Origin of the sequence: Pseudomonas sp. dw_358 (assembly GCF_018449655.1) — a bacterium.
Taxonomy (GTDB): Bacteria; Pseudomonadota; Gammaproteobacteria; order Pseudomonadales; family Pseudomonadaceae; genus Aquipseudomonas.
The window spans coordinates 39,191-55,932 of the sequence record NZ_JAAVUX010000027.1; the positions used below are offsets into that span (position 1 = coordinate 39,191).

The window sequence follows — 16,742 nt, forward strand, 5'->3', positions numbered from 1 at the left end:
GTGCTAGAGGTTGAAGACAACCAGTACCCGTTTGCCGAGAGCGAACGGCCCAATGTAGCGGGCGCTCCCTATCTGCCGCCCCATGCGCTGCAACGCCGCATTCGCTATGTGCTGGTGGCCATTTTCATGAGCATCTCGGGCATCTTTGGCAACAGCCTGGTGACCGGCAACCTGGCGCAGATCGCCGGGGGCTATTTGTCCTATTCGGCCGATACTGTCTGGCTGATAGGCGCTTACGTGGGCGTGGGCGCCAGCGCCAACATCGTCATGATCAAGGGCCGCCAGCAACTCGGTTTGCCGATGATGCTGTTCGGTTCGCTGATTCTCTACGTCCTTGCCGCAGCCGCCGATGCGGTGTTCGGCAGTCTGACCACGGCCGTCCTCGCCCGCGCCGCCAACGGTCTTTCCACCTCCACCGGGGTGGCGGCCAGCGTCTACTACATGATGTCGGCGCTGCCCAAAAGCCGCCGAATTCTTGCCGTGGCCACGCCCATTGCCTGCGTCCAATTGGCGCAGCCCCTGGCACGTCTAGTGCCTGTGGATTTCCTGCTGGCTGACCGCAACACCACGTTGCACCTGCTGATCCTCGTGGTGCCGCTGCTGCAAATCATCGTGCTGGCCCTCAACCCGTTGCCGCGCACCTACACCATCAAGGTCTTCGAACGCCTGGACTTGCTCACCGGGCCGCTGGTGCTGGCCGGCTTCATCATGCTCGCCTGCGCCCTGGCTGCGGGCGAGACCTACTGGTGGACCGAGACCCCGTTTCTGGGCTACCTGCTGATCGGCAGTGCGTTGACCCTGGGCCTGGCGGTGCTGATCGAATCCCGGCGCACGCACCCGGAGATCGACCTCAAATGGCTGACCAATGGGCACATCGCCGCGTTCATGGGCATCGCCCTGGTGGAGCGCCTGTCGCTCGGCGTGCAGAGCAGCAGCGTGCCCGGTCTGCTGTCTCTGCGCAGCCTGAACAACGATCAATACCACACGCTGTTCGCCATGGTGGCGCTGTCGATGGTGGTGGGCATCTTGGTGATGCTCTGCACCCTGAGCCCCAGATCGCTGCTGTTCCAGATGATGGCGGCGCTGGGCTGTATCGCCATGGGGGCAATGATCGCCTGCTCCTTCAATGAGCTGGTACGGCCCGACGACCTGATCATTTCCCAGTGCCTGATCGGCTTCGGCACCACGCTGTTTGTCGGGCCTGCGCTGTTCTTCTGCATTTCGCAGATGCTCAAGCGCGGCACCGAGGTGCTGGTGCCCACGGTGCTGGTGTTCGCCGCCACGCAGAATTTCGGCAGCGTGGTGGGCTCGGCGCTGCTCAGCAGCGTCCAGTTCGTCAGCCAGAAATACTCGATCGCCGGCTTCGATAACCGTTTCGCCGCGACCAACCCGGTGATCGCACAATGGAGTTCGTCCACGCTGTCCAGTACCGCCAGCCAACAAGCCTCGGTGATCGGCTACCTGAACAGCTTTCGGCTGGTCACGGTCATCGCCCTGGCCGCCATGGTCGTGGTGATGATCGCCGCCCTCTACACCGCCTACACGAACCGCGCTCAAGCCCAAGCTGAAGAGAAAACCCATTGAACAAAGCGACCGAACCCGCTACCGCGCAGCCCGATCATCCTGACCACGTGTGGGCGCCGTCCCGGCCTGGCCTGTTGCAGATTGCCGCCATTGCCGTACTGACGGTGATCGCCGTGGTGGTGGTGCTGTACATCTGGCGGCTGCCGCCGTTCAGCGATAACGGCCCCTACACCGACAATGCCTACGTGCGCGGCTATGTCACGACTCTGGCACCGGAGGTCTCGGGGCGGCTGATCGCGATCCATGTGCAGGACTACGAAAGGGTGCACAAGGGGCAGCTATTGGCCGAGATCGATCCGTCCACCTACCAGGCCAGCGTCGAGCAGGCCCGTGCGGACGTCGACTCGGCGCAGAGCGACCTGGACAACAACGTGCAGTCCCAGGCCACTGCGGTGGCCACCCTCGCCGCTCGCCAGGCTTCCCTGGCCAGCGCCATGGCTGACGCCCAGCGTACCCAAGGCGACTTGCGCCGCGCCCAGGCGCTGGTGGCGGACGGCGGCGTCTCGGTTCAGGGCCGCGACACCAACCTGGGTTCGTTCCGTACAGCCAAGGCTTCGGTGGGGGAAGCCCAGGCCAACGTGCGCGTGGCCGAAGCCTCAGTGCGTTCGGAACAAGTGGCCGCCAAAGGCCTGGCTGCCAAGGTCCAGCAGGCCAAGGCCGCACTGGATTCTGCCAACATCAACCTGGCCCGGACCAAAATCTGGGCGCCATCGGATGGGCAACTGGGCCGGGTCGAAGCCCATGTGGGCTTGCTGCTCAGCTCCGGCACCACGTTGTTCAGTCTGGTGTCCCCCGAGCGTTGGGTGATTGCCGACTATAAAGAAGCCCAGACCCATGGCATCGCCGTGGGGCAGAGTGCGCACTTTTCCGTCGACGCCGTGCCGGGCGAGGATTTCCACGGCGTGGTGGAACGCATCGCCCCGGCCACCGGCTCGGAGTTTTCCGCGGTGACCTCGGACAACGGCACGGGCAACTTCGTCAAGGTGCCGCAGCGGATCGGCGTGCGGGTCAATATCCCGGCGGACCAGCACTGGTTTGATCGGCTGCGACCGGGAATGTCGGTGGAGATTACGGTGGATACCCCTGGTGCGGCTCAGCCCTGAGGCTGCGCACGCACCAGTTCGCTGACCCTGGCCGCCAACGTATCCACCGCAAACGGCTTGGTCAGCACCTGCATTCCCGGCCCCAGATCGCCCTCGCCCATCACCGCCGCTTCCGCGTAGCCGGTGATGAACAGGGTTTTGAGTCGAGGCCGCACCTCGCGCCCCGCTTCGGCCATCTGCCGGCCGTTCATGCCGCCAGGCAGGCCGACGTCGGTGATCAGCAGGTCGATGCGCACATTCGAGCGCAGCACCTTGAGCCCGGCGACGCTGTCGGCGGCCTCGATCACGGCGTAACCCAGCTCGCTCAGGACTTCGGTGAGCAACATGCGCACCGTCGGTTCGTCGTCCACCAGCAGGACGGTTTCGCCGATCTTGGCCGGGACCGCCGAGCTTGGATGCAGGTCGCCTTCGCTGCCTGGCGCCTGGCCGTGGTAACGGGGCAGGAAGATCGACAGGGTCGCGCCCTCGCCTTCGCGCGACTGAATGCGCACCTGCCCCCCTGACTGCTGGGCAAAGCCATAGATCATCGACAAGCCCAGGCCGGTGCCCTGGCCAATGGGTTTAGTGGTGAAAAATGGGTCGAAGGCCTTGGCCATGACGTCCGGCGGCATGCCCGAACCGGTGTCGGTGACCGACAAGGCCAGATAGGCACCTTCCGGCAGTTCGTGTGCACGGGCCGCCTCGGCCTCCAGCCAGCAATTGACGGTCGCAATGGTGATACTGCCACCGTCAGGCATGGCATCACGGGCGTTGAGGCACAAGTTGAGCAGGGCGTTTTCCAACTGGCTGGCGTCGACCCGGGTCGGCCACAGGCCAGGCGCGGGTATCGTCTGCAGGTGGATACTGGGGCCGACCGTGCGCTGGATCAGGTCGGTCATGCCGGCCATCAACTGATTCACGTCGGTGGGTCGCGGGTCCAGGGTCTGGCGCCGGGAAAACGCCAGCAGCCGGTGGGTCAATGCCGCCGCGCGCCGGGCCGCGCCCTGGGCGGTGACGATGTACTTGTCGATGTCCTGCAAACGTCCTTGGGCGATGCGATGGCTCATCAATTCCAGCGCACCGGAAATCCCCGCCAACAGGTTGTTGAAGTCATGGGCCAGGCCGCCAGTGAGCTGGCCCACGGCTTCCATTTTCTGCGATTGACGCAGCTGTTCTTCAGCGCGCATCAGTTCGGCCGTGCCTTCGCTGACGCGCTGCTCCAGGGTGTCATTGAGGCTGCGCAAGGCGGCAATGGCGCGGTCGCGCTCGGCTTCGACAACGCGGCGCTCCTCGACGTCGATCAATACGCCGGGAAAGCGCAGCGGCGTCCCGTCTTCGGCAAACTCGACGCGGCCGTTGGCTTCGATCCAGTAGTAGCGACCATCGGAGCGCCGCACGCGGTATTGGTGGGAGTAAGCGCCGCCTCGGGTAACCGCCTCGTTGATGGCGGTGATCAGCGCTGCACTGTCGTCGGGATGCACGGTGGCGACTACCTGTTCCAGGCTCAGGCCCTCGCGGCCCAGGGCCGGGTCCAGGTCGAACACCCGGGCAAAGGCCTCATCGACGGTGAAGCGATCAGTGGGCAGGTGCCAGTGCCAGGTGCCGATGATCGCCCCTGCTGCCAGCGCCAGCTGCACCCGCTCGATGTTTTCCCGGGCCACCGCCTCGCTCATGCGCAGACGCTCCTGGGCCGCGCGACGCTCGGTGACGTCACTGAAGAAAATCGCGATGCGCCGCGCAGCCGGTTCGTCCACCCGCACGGCACGCACGTCGAACCAGCGCTCGAAGTGCTTTGCGTAGTTTTCGAAGTTGGCCGACTCGCCGGTCTTGGCCACGTGCCCGTAGGTGTCGAACCAGAACTGCTCCAGGTCCGGGGCAAATTCGCTGACCCATTTGCCCCGCAGGTTGACCCCCGCCTGCTGCTCGAACGCCGGGTTGGCTTCGATGAAGCGGTAGTCCACCGGCAGGTCGTCGGCGTCGAACTTGACTTCGACGATGGCGAACGCTGCTTCGATGGTCTCCAGGATCTTGCTGAAGCGTGCTTCGCTGCGGCGCAGGGCATTTTCGGCGCTGCGGGTGCGGCTGAGGTAACGCTCGCGTGTCTCCTCGACGGCGCGCTGGTGGACCTCGCTGTCGGCGATGGCGGTACGTTCGAGGGCGGCGCGTAGGCGCATGACCTCGGCCTCTAGCTCCTCACGGGTAAGATGTTCCAGAACGACCCCCAGTCGCGCAAGATGGTAGCGGCAGAACTTTTACACTCAGCCGATCATCGGGTCACGGCTTTTCAGTGGCTATTTGGACAGCGACATGGATTAAAGATCGGCGGCAGCTGCGAAAAAATCAAACGGGCGCTTACAATCGCGTTTTTGACTGACCTGCGAAGACCCCTCCGACCATGGCGCTTGACCCTCCTACGCTGCTGATCCTCACCATTGCCCTGGCGGCCGCAGCAGCGCTGTACCTGGCCGTCGAGTGGCGCAGCGTGCGCGGAGCCCCGTTGCTGTGCTGGAGTGCGGGCTTTGCCACCATCAGCATCGGCTCCTTGCTGGCACTGCTGCGCAGCAACGGCCTGCTGTTTATCGGTATCTGGTTTGCCAACGGCCTGCTGGTCACCGCCCATTGGCTGTTTCTGCGGGGCGTGGCGCGGTTCACCCTGACGCGGCTGTCCCGGGCCTGGTACCTGGTGTTCGCGGTGTGGCTGACAATGTTGCTGTTGCCGGGCCCCGTGCCTTGGTCCAGAACCCTGCTGGTGATCAACTCGCTGCTGGTGGCGCTGCTGACCCTCAGGGCAAGCCTGCTGCTGCGGCCCCATGGTCGCTCGCTGAGCGTGGGCGCGGTGCAATTGCGCTATGTGTTGCTGGCCCATGGGCTGTTTTATATGGCCAAGACGCTGCCGGCGCTGTTGCCGGGCAGTTTGATCGACCTGACGGCCTTTCGCGGCGAGATCATTCAGGTATCGTTGATCGAAGGGTCCATGGCGATCATGTTGATTGCCCTGTCCATGACCGGCACCGAACGCTACCGGCGTGAACAGCAGATCGCCCGGCTGGCGGCCCGCGATCCGCTGACCGCCCTGTACAACCGCCGCGAACTGGAAAACCGCGCCCAGCGCCTGCTTGAGGAGGTGTCCAGCGCGCGACCCGGCGCCTTGCTGTTGATTGATATCGACCACTTCAAGTCGGTCAACGACCTGCACGGCCACTCGGCCGGGGACCGGGTTCTGGTGGCGCTCAGTGAAATCATCCGCGCGCGGCTGCCAGAAGGCGCGCTGGCGGCGCGTTTGGGTGGGGACGAGTTCGTGATCTTGTTGAGCAATGCCTCAAGCGAGCGCATCGTCGCCTTGAGCACCGCACTGCGCGAGCAGTTTCACCAAGCCGCTGCCGAGGCCTTCGAGACCCCGCAGGCGGTGACCTTGAGCGTCGGTGCGAACCTGTTCGACCAGCCACCAGAGAGCCTGGCGGACCTGCTCGAACGAGGTGACGCGGCACTGTATGAATCCAAGCGCGGCGGGCGCAACAGCGTGCGCCTGGTGGATCACACCCTGGGGACCTGAAACCCGAACCCGCAGGGCTGATGCTGCGACCCGGTCCGCCGCTATTGCGCAGTGATGCCATCGCAGGCAACCCTGGAATCGCGCACAGGCTGGGCCTCAGGCTTGAATCCGGCCTTCAGCGATACCGCTCAAGCCAGTGAGCGTAAGGCGCCGGCAAGGTCCACGAGGCTCTGTCCACGCCCAGCTCTTTGGCAGCGAAATAGGTCCAGTGCGGGTCGGCCAGGTGGGCGCGGCCCACGGAGACCAGGTCCAGCTGTCCGGACTTGACCGCGTCTTCAGCCAATTGCGGGGTGCCGAAGCCCCAGGCCGACGTCACCGGCAGGCCGGCTTCGCGGCGTACCTGCTCGGCAATCGGGCCCATGAACGCAGGCCCCCACGGGATGTTGGTGTCCGGGATGGTGAAGCCGACGCTGACACTCAGCAGGTCCAGGCCGCCCGCCTTGAAGCGACGCGCCAGCTCGATGGACTCGGCCAAGGTCTGTTCATCACGACCGTCGTATTCGATCACACCAAAGCGTGCGGTCAGCGGCAGATGCTCGGGCCAGACTTCGCGCACGGCGGCCAGGGTCTCCAGGAGGAAACGGCTGCGGTTATCGAAGCTGCCACCGTAGGCATCGGTGCGCTGGTTGCTGTGTTCGGAGAAAAAGCTCTGGGCCAGGTAGCCGTGGGCGAAATGCAGCTCGATCCACTCGAAACCGGCCTCAAGGGCCCGACGCGCCGCATCGACGAAGTTCTGCTTGACCCGGGCGATGTCGTCCAGGCTCATGGCACGGGGCACCTGGGGCAGGTTGGCACCGAACGCGATGGCCGACGGTGCCAGGGTTTCCCAGTGGCGCGGGTCGGAGGCGGCCATGTGGTCGTCGCCTTCCCAGGGACGGTTGGCGCTGGCCTTGCGCCCGGCATGGGCAATCTGGATACCCGGCACGGAACCGGCGGCCTTGATGGCCTTGACCATGGGCACAAAGGCCTGGGCCTGGGCATCGTTCCAGATCCCGGCGCAGCCCGGGGTGATACGGCCCTCGGGGGCGACCGCCGTGGCTTCCACCACCACCAGCCCGGCACCGCCACGGGCCATGCTGGCCAGGTGCACGTGGTGCCAGTCGTTGACCACGCCGTCGTCGGCGAGGTATTGGCACATCGGCGGAATGGCGATGCGGTTGCGCAAGGTCACGTCTTTGAGGGTGTAGGGTTGGAACAGGGCCGACATAAGAGCACTCCAGTGATGACCGTAAAATATTGTTCGATCTTAATCGAACTATGGTAATCAGCGAAAGCCTTGTTATCATTCGCGGTATGCGAAACTTTCTTCATCCTGACCCTGACGACTTCAGCCTTGAACGCCTGCTTTATGCGTTGAGCGACCCTGTGCGCCTGGAAATCGTCCGCTGCCTGGCCGACGTCGCCGAAGCCACGTGCGGCGAACTGGACGGCGGCCGGCCCAAGTCCAGCATGTCCCATCACTTTCGGGTGTTGCGCGATGCCGGCCTGGTGCACACCCGCAGCGTGGGCACCACGCACATGAATTCGTTGCGCCGGGAAGTGCTGGACAGCCGCTTTCCCGGCTTGCTGAGTGCCGTCCTGGCGCAGCAGTGACGCTTGCTTCCTGATCAACACCGTCCTCGAATGAGTGAACAGCAACTGTCACGAGGGCATAGATCGCGGGGTCAGGTCACGCCAGGCGCTTGAGCAGCGCGTGGGCCACCGGCTCCGAGCTGGCCGGATTCTGCCCGGTGATCAGCAGGCCGTCTTCGACCACGAACGGTTGCCAGTCCGGGCCTTTCTCGTAGAGGGCACCCAATGCCAGGAACTCGTCCTCGACCAGGAACGGCACCACATCGGTCAGGCCCACGCCCGCCTCTTCGGCGTTGGTGAAACCACTGACGCGGCGCCCCTTGACCAACGGCTGGCCATCGGCAGCCTTGACATGACGCAGCACGCCCGGCGCGTGGCAGACGAAGGCGATGGGCTTGCCGGCCCGCTCGAAGGCTTCGATCAGCGCAATGGACACCTTGGACTCTGCCAGGTCCCACAGCGGGCCGTGGCCACCGGGGTAGAACACGGTGTCGAAATGTTCAGACTTGACGCTGTCCAGTTTCACGGTGCTGGCCAACGCCTGCTGCGCGGCGGGGTCGGCCTTGAAGCGCTGGGTCAGTGCGGTCTGGAAGTCCGGCTCATCGCTCTTGGGGTCCAGCGGCGGCTGGCCACCTTTCGGCGAGGCCAGCACCACGTCGGCGCCGGCATCCTTGAAGGCGTAATACGGCGCGGCGAATTCTTCGAGCCAGAAACCGGTCTTGCGGCCGGTGTCGCCGAGTTGGTCGTGGGAGGTCAATACCATCAATATTTTCATTGCTGTTTCCTCTGGGCTGTCTGGGTCAAGCATTGATTTGAAGGGTGGCAGTCGCGCTGCCCAGCACTTGACGGGTCAGCGCCAAGGCTTCGTGAAGCGGTGTATCGGTACGGGAAATCTTGGCCATCACACTGGCGCCCAACCACAGGGCATAGAGTTGCGCGGCCAGAGGCTCTGGCGGCTGATCGAGGTTCAAGCTGCCCTGTGCCTGGCCCCGGGCCAACGCCGCCGCCAGGCAAGCGATGATCCGTGAGGTGCCTTGCTCAAGGGCCTGGCGCATGGCTTCAGACAGGTCCGCGACTTCGGCGCCGAGTTTGACCGCCAGGCATTTGCCACAGTCGCCGGGGGCGGTCTGGCTGGCGATCCAGTTTTGCCAATACAGGAGCAACTTGCGGCTTTCCGGCTGATCGCTGCTGAACAGCTGCTGCATATCGGCCGAGTAGCTTTCGAAATAATCCTCCAGCAGCGCCTGACCGAACGCGTCCTTGGAGCTGAAGTAGTGGTAGAACGAACCTTTAGGCACTTGCGCCGCCTGCAGCACCTCATTTAGGCCTACGGCGGAAAAACCTTTCCTGCCGACGATCTGCTGGGCGACGGCGAGGATGTGTTGTCTGGCGTGCTTGCTGTCGTGGGTGACCATCCTGCCTCTCCTGCCAGTAGACCAGTCGTCTAGTGCGTTGAAGTGAATGGTAGGAGCCACAGCCGACTGCCACAATGTCGTATCCGCAAGGATTCCGGCCATGGCCCGGCCGACGACAAGATCGTTGCCAGCCTACCCGGCAACGCCGACAATCGCGGGCATTGCAAGCGGAGTCCCCCATGCACAGCGTCGCGCTGATCGTTTACCCCGGTTTCCAATCCCTGGCTTTGTCCATCGGCTCGGTGTTCGAGTGCGCCAACCTGCTGCGTGGCGAGCAGGCCTATGGGTTTCATCTGGTCTCGGAAACGGGCGGCGCGGTGATGTCCTCCCAGGGCTTTTCGGTCAACACCACCACCTTGCGCCCGGAAGGTTACGACTCGACCATCGTCAGTGGTTACCTGGAGTTCCGCTTGCCGGAGGCCAGCCTGCTGGACCTCGTACGTGCGGCCGCCGCGCAGTCACGGCGAGTGGTGTCGCTGTGCATGGGGGTTTTCGTGCTGGCTGACGCCGGGCTGCTCGAAGGACGGCGAGTGACCACCCACTGGCTGCATGCGCCGGCGTTTCGCAAACGCTACCCCGAGATCGAGCTGGAAGAGGACAAGCTGTTCGTGGTCGACGGTCAGGTATGGACCGGGGCGGGCATGAGCGCCGGCGTGGACCTGGCGCTGGCCATGGTGGAAAACGACCTGGGCCACGACCTCGCCCGGCAGGTGGCGCGCAAACTGGTGATTGCCCAGCGCCGGGGCAGCGAACAGTCGCAACTGTCGACCTTGCTGGAACTGGACCCCAAATCCGATCGCGTGCAACTGGCCTTGGCCTACGCCCGGGAAAACCTGCGCGAAGACCTGTCCGTCGAAGCCCTGGCGGCGGTCGCACGGCTCAGCCCACGGCAGTTCAGCCGGGTGTTTCGCGAGGAAACCGGGCAGACCCCGGCCAAGGCGATCGAAGCGTTGCGGGTCGAAGCTGCGCGGGCCTTGATGGAGACCAGCCGCCACCCCATCGAAGTGATTGCCCGGGAGACCGGCTTCGGTGATCGCGAGCGCTTGCGTCAGGCGTTCCTGAGGGCGTTCGGGCAGCCGCCTCAGGCGTTGCAGAAGGTCTTTTTCAATGCGCTGTCGCCCTGAGCGCCGGACGGCGCATCGGGGACGAAGGAGACCGGCGTGGCCCGGATGCGCTCTTGCAGTTTGGCCACATAGGCCTGGGCGTCGTCGAGGTTCTGAAACGACACCGCGCTCTCGCCTAGCCACACTTTGCACCCATTGCCCTGGCCATTGACTTCGATCTTGACGTCCATCTTCTCATCCGTGTTCGATTTTGGTGCGCAAGAGTAGCTCGGTTTTGGTGCATTGGAAAGTCGCCGCAAGGCTCTGGATCAAGGGTTTCATGCAGACCGCAAGTATCGAATCCGATTTCTGAAATAAATCCGGCCGATAGCAAAACTGTCATATTTGACTGCTATGGTGCCCGCCCTTTTCCAGCGGTCTGTCCTTCTCATGCGTCGTGTCGTGTTCAACCAGAAAGGCGGGGTCGGCAAATCGACCATCGCTTGCAACCTTGCCGCTGTCAGTGCCGCCGAGGGCTACCGAACGCTGCTGGTGGACCTCGACTCACAGGGCAATTCGACCCACTACCTCACCGGCCTGGCCCCGGACGAGGCGCCGGTGGGCATCGCCGATTTCTTCAAACAGACCTTGGCCAGCACGTCGGGCAGCAAGAAAAGCCGGGTTAATGTCACCCCTACCCGCTTTGACAACCTGCACCTGATCACGGCCAGCCCGGAACTGGCGCAGTTGCAGTCGCGGCTGGAGGCCAAGTTCAAGATCAACAAGCTGCGGCGGCTGATGGTGGAACTCTCCGAAGACTATGAGCGGATCTACATCGACACCCCTCCCGCCCTGAACTTCTACTCGTTCAGCGCCTTGATCGCAGCCGACCGAGTCTTGATCCCCTTCGACTGCGACACCTTTTCCCGGCAGGCGCTGTACAGCGTGATAGCCAACGTCAACGAACTGCAGGCCGACCACAACGAGTCGCTGGTCATCGAAGGGGTGGTGGTCAACCAGTTCGTCGAGCGCACCCACCTGCACCAGCACCTGATCGACCAACTGCTGGCCGAAGGCGTACCGGTGCTCCCGGTGTATCTGGGCAGCACGGTGAAGGTCAGGGAGTCCCACGAAGTGTGCACGCCGCTGATTCATCTGGCGCCGCGGCACAAGCTGTCGATGCAGTTTGTGGATTTGCTGACGAGTCTCGAGCGGGCGAGTTGAGCACAACGATCACCGCGCCGGGCTTTTCCTGCAGGACCGAGCTTGCTCGGGAACAGGCACCGTGCACTGTTCTTCCCGAGCAGCTCGGTCCTGCAGAGTCACCCTCAGGCTTGTGACCTGGACAGCCTGTTCGCAAGGGTATGGTCCATCGAGCTTCCACACTGGCACTAAGCCACTTTTTTTCGTGTCTTCAAACCAAAAACCGCCGTCTCATCCGGTCACCCAATCCCTAGCACTGCCAAAAACCGCGAGTTAGAGCCATTTCTTCATCTTGGCGGGTGAACTTTCATGCACGCAGGCTTTCAGTTCATCTCAAGATGTTCCGGCTCAGGCATGTGAATGTCGGCGCCGGTCGTCTCGGCGTTGATCACAAAACAAAACCATTCCCAGAGAACACAGGACGCGGCCATGACGGATAGCACCGTTGCAGCAACACAAGAACAATCCCCTCCAGGTATCGCCAACGTCCAACGTTTAAGCTTGTTCGTTTTCGCGTTGTTTTTCATTTTCGGCGGTCTGACCAGCCTGAATGACATCCTCATCCCGAAACTCAAAAGCCTCTTCAGCCTCAGCTACGCCCAGGCCATGCTGGTGCAGTCAGCGTTCTTCCTCGCCTACGCGATCATTTCGATCCCGGCCGCACAGCTGATCAACCGCATCGGCTACATGCGCGCCGCCTCCGTCGGCCTGTTGACCATGGCAGTGGGCTGCCTGCTGTTCATCCCCGCCGCGCTGGCGGGCCTGTTCGGTGCCTTCCTGATCGCGCTGTTCGTGCTGGCCATCGGCGTGACCGTGGTCCAGGTGGTGGCCAACCCACTGATCTCGCTGCTGGGGGCACCGAACACGGCCCACAGCCGGGTGACCTTCGCCCAGGCGTTCAACTCCCTGGGCACCACCATCGCCCCCTACCTGGGCGCCATGCTGATTCTCGGTTCGCTGAGCCACGTCGATCCCGCCACCCTGAGCGGCTCGGCGCTGGCCAGCTACCTGGCCGAAGAAGCCAAGGTCATCAGCAACACCTACGCCGGCATTGCCGTGGCGCTGATCGTCGTCGCCGTGCTGGTCTGGCAGCAACGCAAGCACATGCCGGGCACCAGCGCCAACGCCAACGATGCCGTCACCGAGCGCACCAGCCCGCTGTCGGCATTGAGCCTGCTCAAGCAGCCGCGCTTTGCCTTCGGCGCCGCCTGCATCTTCTGCTACGTGGGCGCGGAAGTGTCCATCGGCAGCCTGCTGACCAACTTTCTCGAACAGCCGACCACCTTCGGCTTCGACGCACAGCTGGCCGGCAAGCACGTGGCTTTCTACTGGGGCGGTGCCATGGTCGGGCGCTTCATCGGTGCGGCCTTGCTGCGCGCCTTCGCACCGGGCAAGGTGCTGGCCTGCGCGGCCCTGATCGCCATCGTGCTGATCGGCAGCGCAGCGAACAACCACGGCGCTGTAGCCGGGTGGTCGATTCTGGCCATCGGGCTGTTCAACTCGGTGATGTTCCCCACCATCTTCTCCCTGGCCTGTGAAGGTCTGGGCAAGCGCGCCGCGCAAGGCTCGGGACTGATCTGCTGTGCCATCGTCGGCGGCGCCATCGTGCCACCGCTGACCGGGTTTGCGGCGGACCTGAGCACCCTGAGCCTGTCGCTGGCCGTGCCGGCCGTGTGCTACGCGATCATTGCCTCCTACGGCTGGTACGCACGCCGCCCAGCGGTCGCCTGACCCACCCTGTTGCCCCCGGCGCGCGCCAGGCGTCCCGGGGACAGCACCACTTCAATTGCTCCCGGTCACCGGCCAGCTGCGCCAGCAGCCGGATTTACCAGGCGCTGCGCGATACCGTAGTCCGGCAACGCGCCAACTTCGTGCTCGAAGGCCAGTCGGGTCATCCGTTGCCCAAGGCCCCTGGCTGCTCTGGCGGCCCGACCGAGGGCGAAAGCCAACATCTGATCCAGTCATTTTGAAATGAATTAATATACCTGAAAGTGATAATAAACTTATTCCAAAATAGACTTTCCGTTTCATTTGTTATGCAAATAGGATCCTTCAGCACGACGGCACGGTTGCCGTCATCACCCCTATTTTCAGGAATGGAACCTGTACCCACACCACGGGCCAGTACCAGATTCAATGGATATCGCCCGCCATGCCACTCACCCACTTGTCCAGGCCTGCCCGGGCCTTCCCGCTGTCGACCCTGGCCACCGCCGTGCTCCTGGCCAGCGCCGGATTGGCTCATGCCGACGACAGCAGCACCAGCGCCGATCCACAGCTCAAGACGGTCACGGTCACCACCAGTGCCACCGCCGCACGTGCCCAGCAACGCACGATCACCGACAGCTCCGCGCCCATCGACATCATCAGCAATGAAGCGCTGACCCGCACCGGCCGCGCCGAGTTGTCGGAAGCCATCGCCAAGCTGCTGCCTTCGTTCAACTTCGGCAGCAACATCGCCGGCTACAACTCCACCACCCGCCCCCTGAGCTTTCGCGGGTTGGGCCCGGAATACACCCTGGTGCTGGTCAACGGCAAACGCCGACATGACGGCGCGGCGATCCAGAGTGGTTCGATCGACAACAGCGGCGCCAACGTGGTGGACATCGACATGATCCCGGTCAGCTCCGTGGACCATATCGAGGTGCTCAAGGACGCTGCTGCCGCCCGCTACGGCTCGGACGCGGTGGCCGGCGTGGTCAATATCGTGCTCAAGTCCCAGGACTCCGGCGGCCATGTCGAGAGCAGCTACGGCAAGCTGTTTTCAGGCCAGGGTGCGACCAAGAAGATCGCCGCCGATGAAGGTTTCAAGCTCGGCGACGGCGGTTTCCTGCACCTGTCGGCCGACGCCCGCAAACGCGATTACGCCTCATGGGACGGCAAGGCCGACAGCACCGTCAAAGCCTACAACGACCCGATCAAGCAAGCGTCCTGGGACCGAGTGGCGATCAAGAACGGCGACCCCGAGCTCAAGGCTTTCAACCTGGGCTACAACGCCGAACTGCCGTTGAACGACGTGACGCTCTACTCCTTCGGCACCTACGGCCAGCGCAAGGCCGTCATCCAGAACTACTACCGGTTCCCCAACGGCACCGCCTCGGTGCCCGACATCTATCCGAACGGCTACTACCCCCTCAACAACCTCAAGGACACCGACTACCAATTCGTCTTCGGCGGCAAGGGCGAGGTCGCCGGCTGGGGTTATGACCTGAGCACCAGCTATGGCCGCGACACCCTGCACTACTCCAGCGACCTGAACCTCAACCCGTCACTGGGTGACGCCTCGCCCACCCACTTCGGCAACCTGGCCACCTTCCGCTCGGACCAGTGGGTCAACAACCTGGACTTCACCCGGCGCTTCGAAAACCCCTTCAACCTGGGCGTGCCGGTGACCGTGTCCACCGGGGTCGAGCACAAATGGGAGCGTTTCAGCACGTTCGCCGGCGAGGCCGACTCCTACGAAGCCGGCAGCTACCCTGCGGCGGTCGGGGCGCAAGCCTCGGTGATCATCCGGCCCCAGGACGAAGTCGACCTCATCCGCAACACCTACGCGACCTACCTGGACCTGGGCTTTGACCTGACCAGCCGCTGGTACGCCGACGTGGCCGCGCGTGTGGAACACTTCGATGATTATTCGGGGGACAAGCTGGGCCTGAAATTCAACAGCCGCTACAAGCTGACCGACACCGTGGCCGTGCGTGGCACCTTGGGCACCGGCGTGCGCGCACCGTCCCTGACCCAAGGCGGCTACACCACCACCGACAGCCGAGTGAACACCGACGCCAACGGCAACGTGGTGCCGGCCACCACCCGCCTCACCGCCGCCGACAGCAGCCTGGCCAAAGCCCTGGGCGGCAGCGCCCTGAAACCGGAGAAATCACAGAACGCAGGGCTTGGCCTGACCTGGCAACCCGACCCATTGACCGCCGTCACCGCCGACGCCTACCTGGTGGACATCCAGAACCGCATCGCCCTGACCAGCGCCATCTATGACAACGGCAACGGCGTGGTCAACAGCATCCTCGCCTCCCAGGGCGTGGCCGCCGGCACCTGGGTCGACTACTACACCAACGCCTTCGACACCCGCACCCGTGGGCTGGACGTGGTGGCCGACCACACCACGCCATTTGCTCAATATGGCGACGTGCGCTGGAGCCTGGGCTTCAACTACAACAAGACCACCATCCAGGACGCCAAGGACACCCCCGCCTCCCTAGCCAGTTCCGGGGTGGTGCTGGTGGGCCGCAACCGCGAAGGCGACCTCACCGACGCCACGCCCAAGACCAAATGGATCCTCGGCGCCAACTGGAAGGTCGGTAACTGGAACTCCAACCTCACCACCACCCGTTATGGCTCGGTGTCGACTCTGGCGGTCAACCCCTCGGGCGACCGCAGTTTCGGCGCCAAATGGATCACTGACCTGGACGTGTCCTACACCTTCTTCGATCACCTGACGGTGAGCCTGGGCGGTTCCAACATCCTGGATGTACGCCCGGACAAGAACGCGGTCTACAGCAGCCTCGGCCTGGCGCCGTACGGCAACCCGCCGTTCTACCCCGGTGGCGGGTCGTGGTACACCAAGGTCGCGTACGATTTCTGACAACCACACCCCTCATGGCCCGGCCATGGGGGGCTCACCCTTTTCAGCCCTGAGCGGTGAACGTCATCGCCACACCATTCATGCAATAGCGCAGACCGGTGGGCTTGGGCCCATCGTCAAACACATGCCCCAAGTGCCCGCCGCAGCGCGAGCAATGCACCTCCTGGCGCAGCATCCCGAACGAGCGGTCCTGATGAATGCCCACGGCATTCTCCATTGGCGCCCAAAAGCTCGGCCAGCCGGTATGGCTGTCGAACTTGGTCGCCGAGGCAAAGGCCGGCTGATTGCAGCCGGCGCAGGCAAAGGTGCCATTACGGTGCTCGTCGTTCAGTGGGCTGGTGAACGGTCGCTCGGTGTCCTGTTCGCGCAGGACCTTGAACTGCTGCGGGTTAAGGATTGCATGCCACTCGGCCTCGGTATGGGCCACCGGGAAGGTCTGGGTGGGGTCGTCCGTCAACGGGGTGGCCGAAAAGGCCGTCGGTATGCCAGTGGTCAGCGCCGCCACACCGAGGCCGCCGCCCACGAACAAGCTGCCTACCAGAAAATTGCGCCGTGAAAACATGCTGATCTCCTCAAACGTGCGTGACTGCCATGGCTTGCAGATTAGGGGAGCGTCGGTCGCCGAGTCCTCACGGGGGGTTAAACGATTTGTGATAGGTGTGATTGATGCGTTCCTGCCTCCTGTAGAAG

Annotated in this window: 14 protein-coding genes; 8 read left to right on the forward strand and 6 right to left on the reverse strand. The window is 63.7% G+C overall.

Annotated elements, in window-relative coordinates:
* Complete coding sequence (locus HB675_RS24930) at positions 1-1,584, forward strand: hypothetical protein (protein ID WP_213881830.1); 1,584 nt, start codon at positions 1-3, stop codon at positions 1,582-1,584.
* The gene (locus HB675_RS24935; protein WP_213881831.1) at positions 1,581-2,687 is read left to right on the forward strand and encodes an HlyD family secretion protein; all 1,107 of its coding nucleotides are present in this window, start codon (positions 1,581-1,583) and stop codon (positions 2,685-2,687) included. The genes HB675_RS24930 and HB675_RS24935 overlap by 4 nt, the downstream gene beginning before the upstream one ends.
* Here the strand turns inward: HB675_RS24935 and HB675_RS24940 are convergent.
* Positions 2,678-4,840, reverse strand: coding sequence for an ATP-binding protein (locus HB675_RS24940; protein WP_213881832.1), 2,163 nt, complete (start codon positions 4,838-4,840; stop codon positions 2,678-2,680). The genes HB675_RS24935 and HB675_RS24940 overlap by 10 nt on opposite strands.
* A gap of 221 nt (positions 4,841-5,061) precedes the next feature.
* On the opposite strand from HB675_RS24940, the gene HB675_RS24945 reads away from it, so the two are divergent.
* Positions 5,062-6,219, forward strand: a complete 1,158-nt coding sequence (locus tag HB675_RS24945; protein WP_213881833.1) for a GGDEF domain-containing protein — start codon at positions 5,062-5,064, stop codon at positions 6,217-6,219.
* 115 nt (positions 6,220-6,334) lie between these two features.
* On the opposite strand, the gene HB675_RS24950 is transcribed toward HB675_RS24945, so the two are convergent.
* On the reverse strand, positions 6,335-7,426 hold the full coding sequence (locus HB675_RS24950; protein ID WP_213881834.1) for an NADH:flavin oxidoreductase/NADH oxidase: 1,092 nt from the start codon (positions 7,424-7,426) through the stop codon (positions 6,335-6,337).
* A 50-nt stretch (positions 7,427-7,476) separates the two neighbouring features.
* On the opposite strand from HB675_RS24950, the gene HB675_RS24955 reads away from it, so the two are divergent.
* Positions 7,477-7,812: a helix-turn-helix domain-containing protein gene (locus HB675_RS24955; RefSeq protein WP_213881835.1), complete on the forward strand. Its 336-nt coding sequence runs from the start codon at positions 7,477-7,479 to the stop codon at positions 7,810-7,812.
* A 76-nt stretch (positions 7,813-7,888) separates the two neighbouring features.
* On the opposite strand, the gene HB675_RS24960 is transcribed toward HB675_RS24955, so the two are convergent.
* The gene (locus HB675_RS24960) at positions 7,889-8,566 is read right to left on the reverse strand and encodes a type 1 glutamine amidotransferase domain-containing protein (RefSeq protein WP_213881836.1); all 678 of its coding nucleotides are present in this window, start codon (positions 8,564-8,566) and stop codon (positions 7,889-7,891) included.
* Positions 8,567-8,591: 25 nt separating this feature from the next.
* Positions 8,592-9,206, reverse strand: a complete 615-nt coding sequence (locus HB675_RS24965; protein WP_213881837.1) for a TetR/AcrR family transcriptional regulator — start codon at positions 9,204-9,206, stop codon at positions 8,592-8,594.
* A gap of 179 nt (positions 9,207-9,385) precedes the next feature.
* Between HB675_RS24965 and HB675_RS24970 the strand changes: the two genes are divergently transcribed.
* Complete coding sequence (locus HB675_RS24970) at positions 9,386-10,330, forward strand: GlxA family transcriptional regulator (RefSeq protein ID WP_213881838.1); 945 nt, start codon at positions 9,386-9,388, stop codon at positions 10,328-10,330.
* On the opposite strand, the gene HB675_RS24975 is transcribed toward HB675_RS24970, so the two are convergent.
* A complete protein-coding gene (locus HB675_RS24975; protein ID WP_213881839.1) occupies positions 10,288-10,500 on the reverse strand; it encodes a hypothetical protein in 213 nt (70 codons plus the stop codon). The genes HB675_RS24970 and HB675_RS24975 overlap by 43 nt on opposite strands.
* 199 nt (positions 10,501-10,699) lie before the next feature.
* Here HB675_RS24975 and HB675_RS24980 point away from each other — a divergent pair, with 199 nt between their 5' ends.
* The 3 genes from HB675_RS24980 (at position 10,700) to HB675_RS24990 (ending at position 16,052) form a co-directional block, all read left to right on the forward strand.
* On the forward strand, positions 10,700-11,473 hold the full coding sequence (locus HB675_RS24980) for a ParA family protein (RefSeq protein ID WP_213881840.1): 774 nt from the start codon (positions 10,700-10,702) through the stop codon (positions 11,471-11,473).
* A 408-nt stretch (positions 11,474-11,881) separates the two neighbouring features.
* Positions 11,882-13,183: a sugar MFS transporter gene (locus tag HB675_RS24985; RefSeq protein ID WP_213881841.1), complete on the forward strand. Its 1,302-nt coding sequence runs from the start codon at positions 11,882-11,884 to the stop codon at positions 13,181-13,183.
* Between the two features lie 421 nt (positions 13,184-13,604).
* Positions 13,605-16,052 (forward strand): TonB-dependent receptor, encoded by a 2,448-nt coding sequence (locus HB675_RS24990; protein WP_213881842.1) that lies wholly within the window; start codon positions 13,605-13,607, stop codon positions 16,050-16,052.
* A 43-nt stretch (positions 16,053-16,095) separates the two neighbouring features.
* Here HB675_RS24990 and msrB read toward each other — a convergent pair whose 3' ends face one another.
* Positions 16,096-16,614, reverse strand: coding sequence for a peptide-methionine (R)-S-oxide reductase MsrB (msrB, locus tag HB675_RS24995; protein WP_213881843.1), 519 nt, complete (start codon positions 16,612-16,614; stop codon positions 16,096-16,098).
* Positions 16,615-16,742 lie beyond the last annotated feature (128 nt).

What these genes read in the sequence shown, in the direction of transcription:
- HB675_RS24940 (WP_213881832.1), bottom strand. Translation starts at nt 4,840, where the DNA reads ATGCGCCTACGCGCCGCCCTCGAACGTACCGCCATCGCCGACAGCGAG.
- HB675_RS24945 (WP_213881833.1), top strand. Translation starts at nt 5,062, where the DNA reads ATGGCGCTTGACCCTCCTACGCTGCTGATCCTCACCATTGCCCTGGCG.
- HB675_RS24950 (WP_213881834.1), bottom strand. Translation starts at nt 7,426, where the DNA reads ATGTCGGCCCTGTTCCAACCCTACACCCTCAAAGACGTGACCTTGCGC.
- HB675_RS24955 (WP_213881835.1), top strand. Translation starts at nt 7,477, where the DNA reads ATGGTAATCAGCGAAAGCCTTGTTATCATTCGCGGTATGCGAAACTTT.
- HB675_RS24960 (WP_213881836.1), bottom strand. Translation starts at nt 8,566, where the DNA reads ATGAAAATATTGATGGTATTGACCTCCCACGACCAACTCGGCGACACC.
- HB675_RS24965 (WP_213881837.1), bottom strand. Translation starts at nt 9,206, where the DNA reads ATGGTCACCCACGACAGCAAGCACGCCAGACAACACATCCTCGCCGTC.
- HB675_RS24970 (WP_213881838.1), top strand. Translation starts at nt 9,386, where the DNA reads ATGCACAGCGTCGCGCTGATCGTTTACCCCGGTTTCCAATCCCTGGCT.
- HB675_RS24975 (WP_213881839.1), bottom strand. Translation starts at nt 10,500, where the DNA reads ATGGACGTCAAGATCGAAGTCAATGGCCAGGGCAATGGGTGCAAAGTG.
- HB675_RS24980 (WP_213881840.1), top strand. Translation starts at nt 10,700, where the DNA reads ATGCGTCGTGTCGTGTTCAACCAGAAAGGCGGGGTCGGCAAATCGACC.
- HB675_RS24985 (WP_213881841.1), top strand. Translation starts at nt 11,882, where the DNA reads ATGACGGATAGCACCGTTGCAGCAACACAAGAACAATCCCCTCCAGGT.
- HB675_RS24990 (WP_213881842.1), top strand. Translation starts at nt 13,605, where the DNA reads ATGCCACTCACCCACTTGTCCAGGCCTGCCCGGGCCTTCCCGCTGTCG.
- msrB (WP_213881843.1), bottom strand. Translation starts at nt 16,614, where the DNA reads ATGTTTTCACGGCGCAATTTTCTGGTAGGCAGCTTGTTCGTGGGCGGC.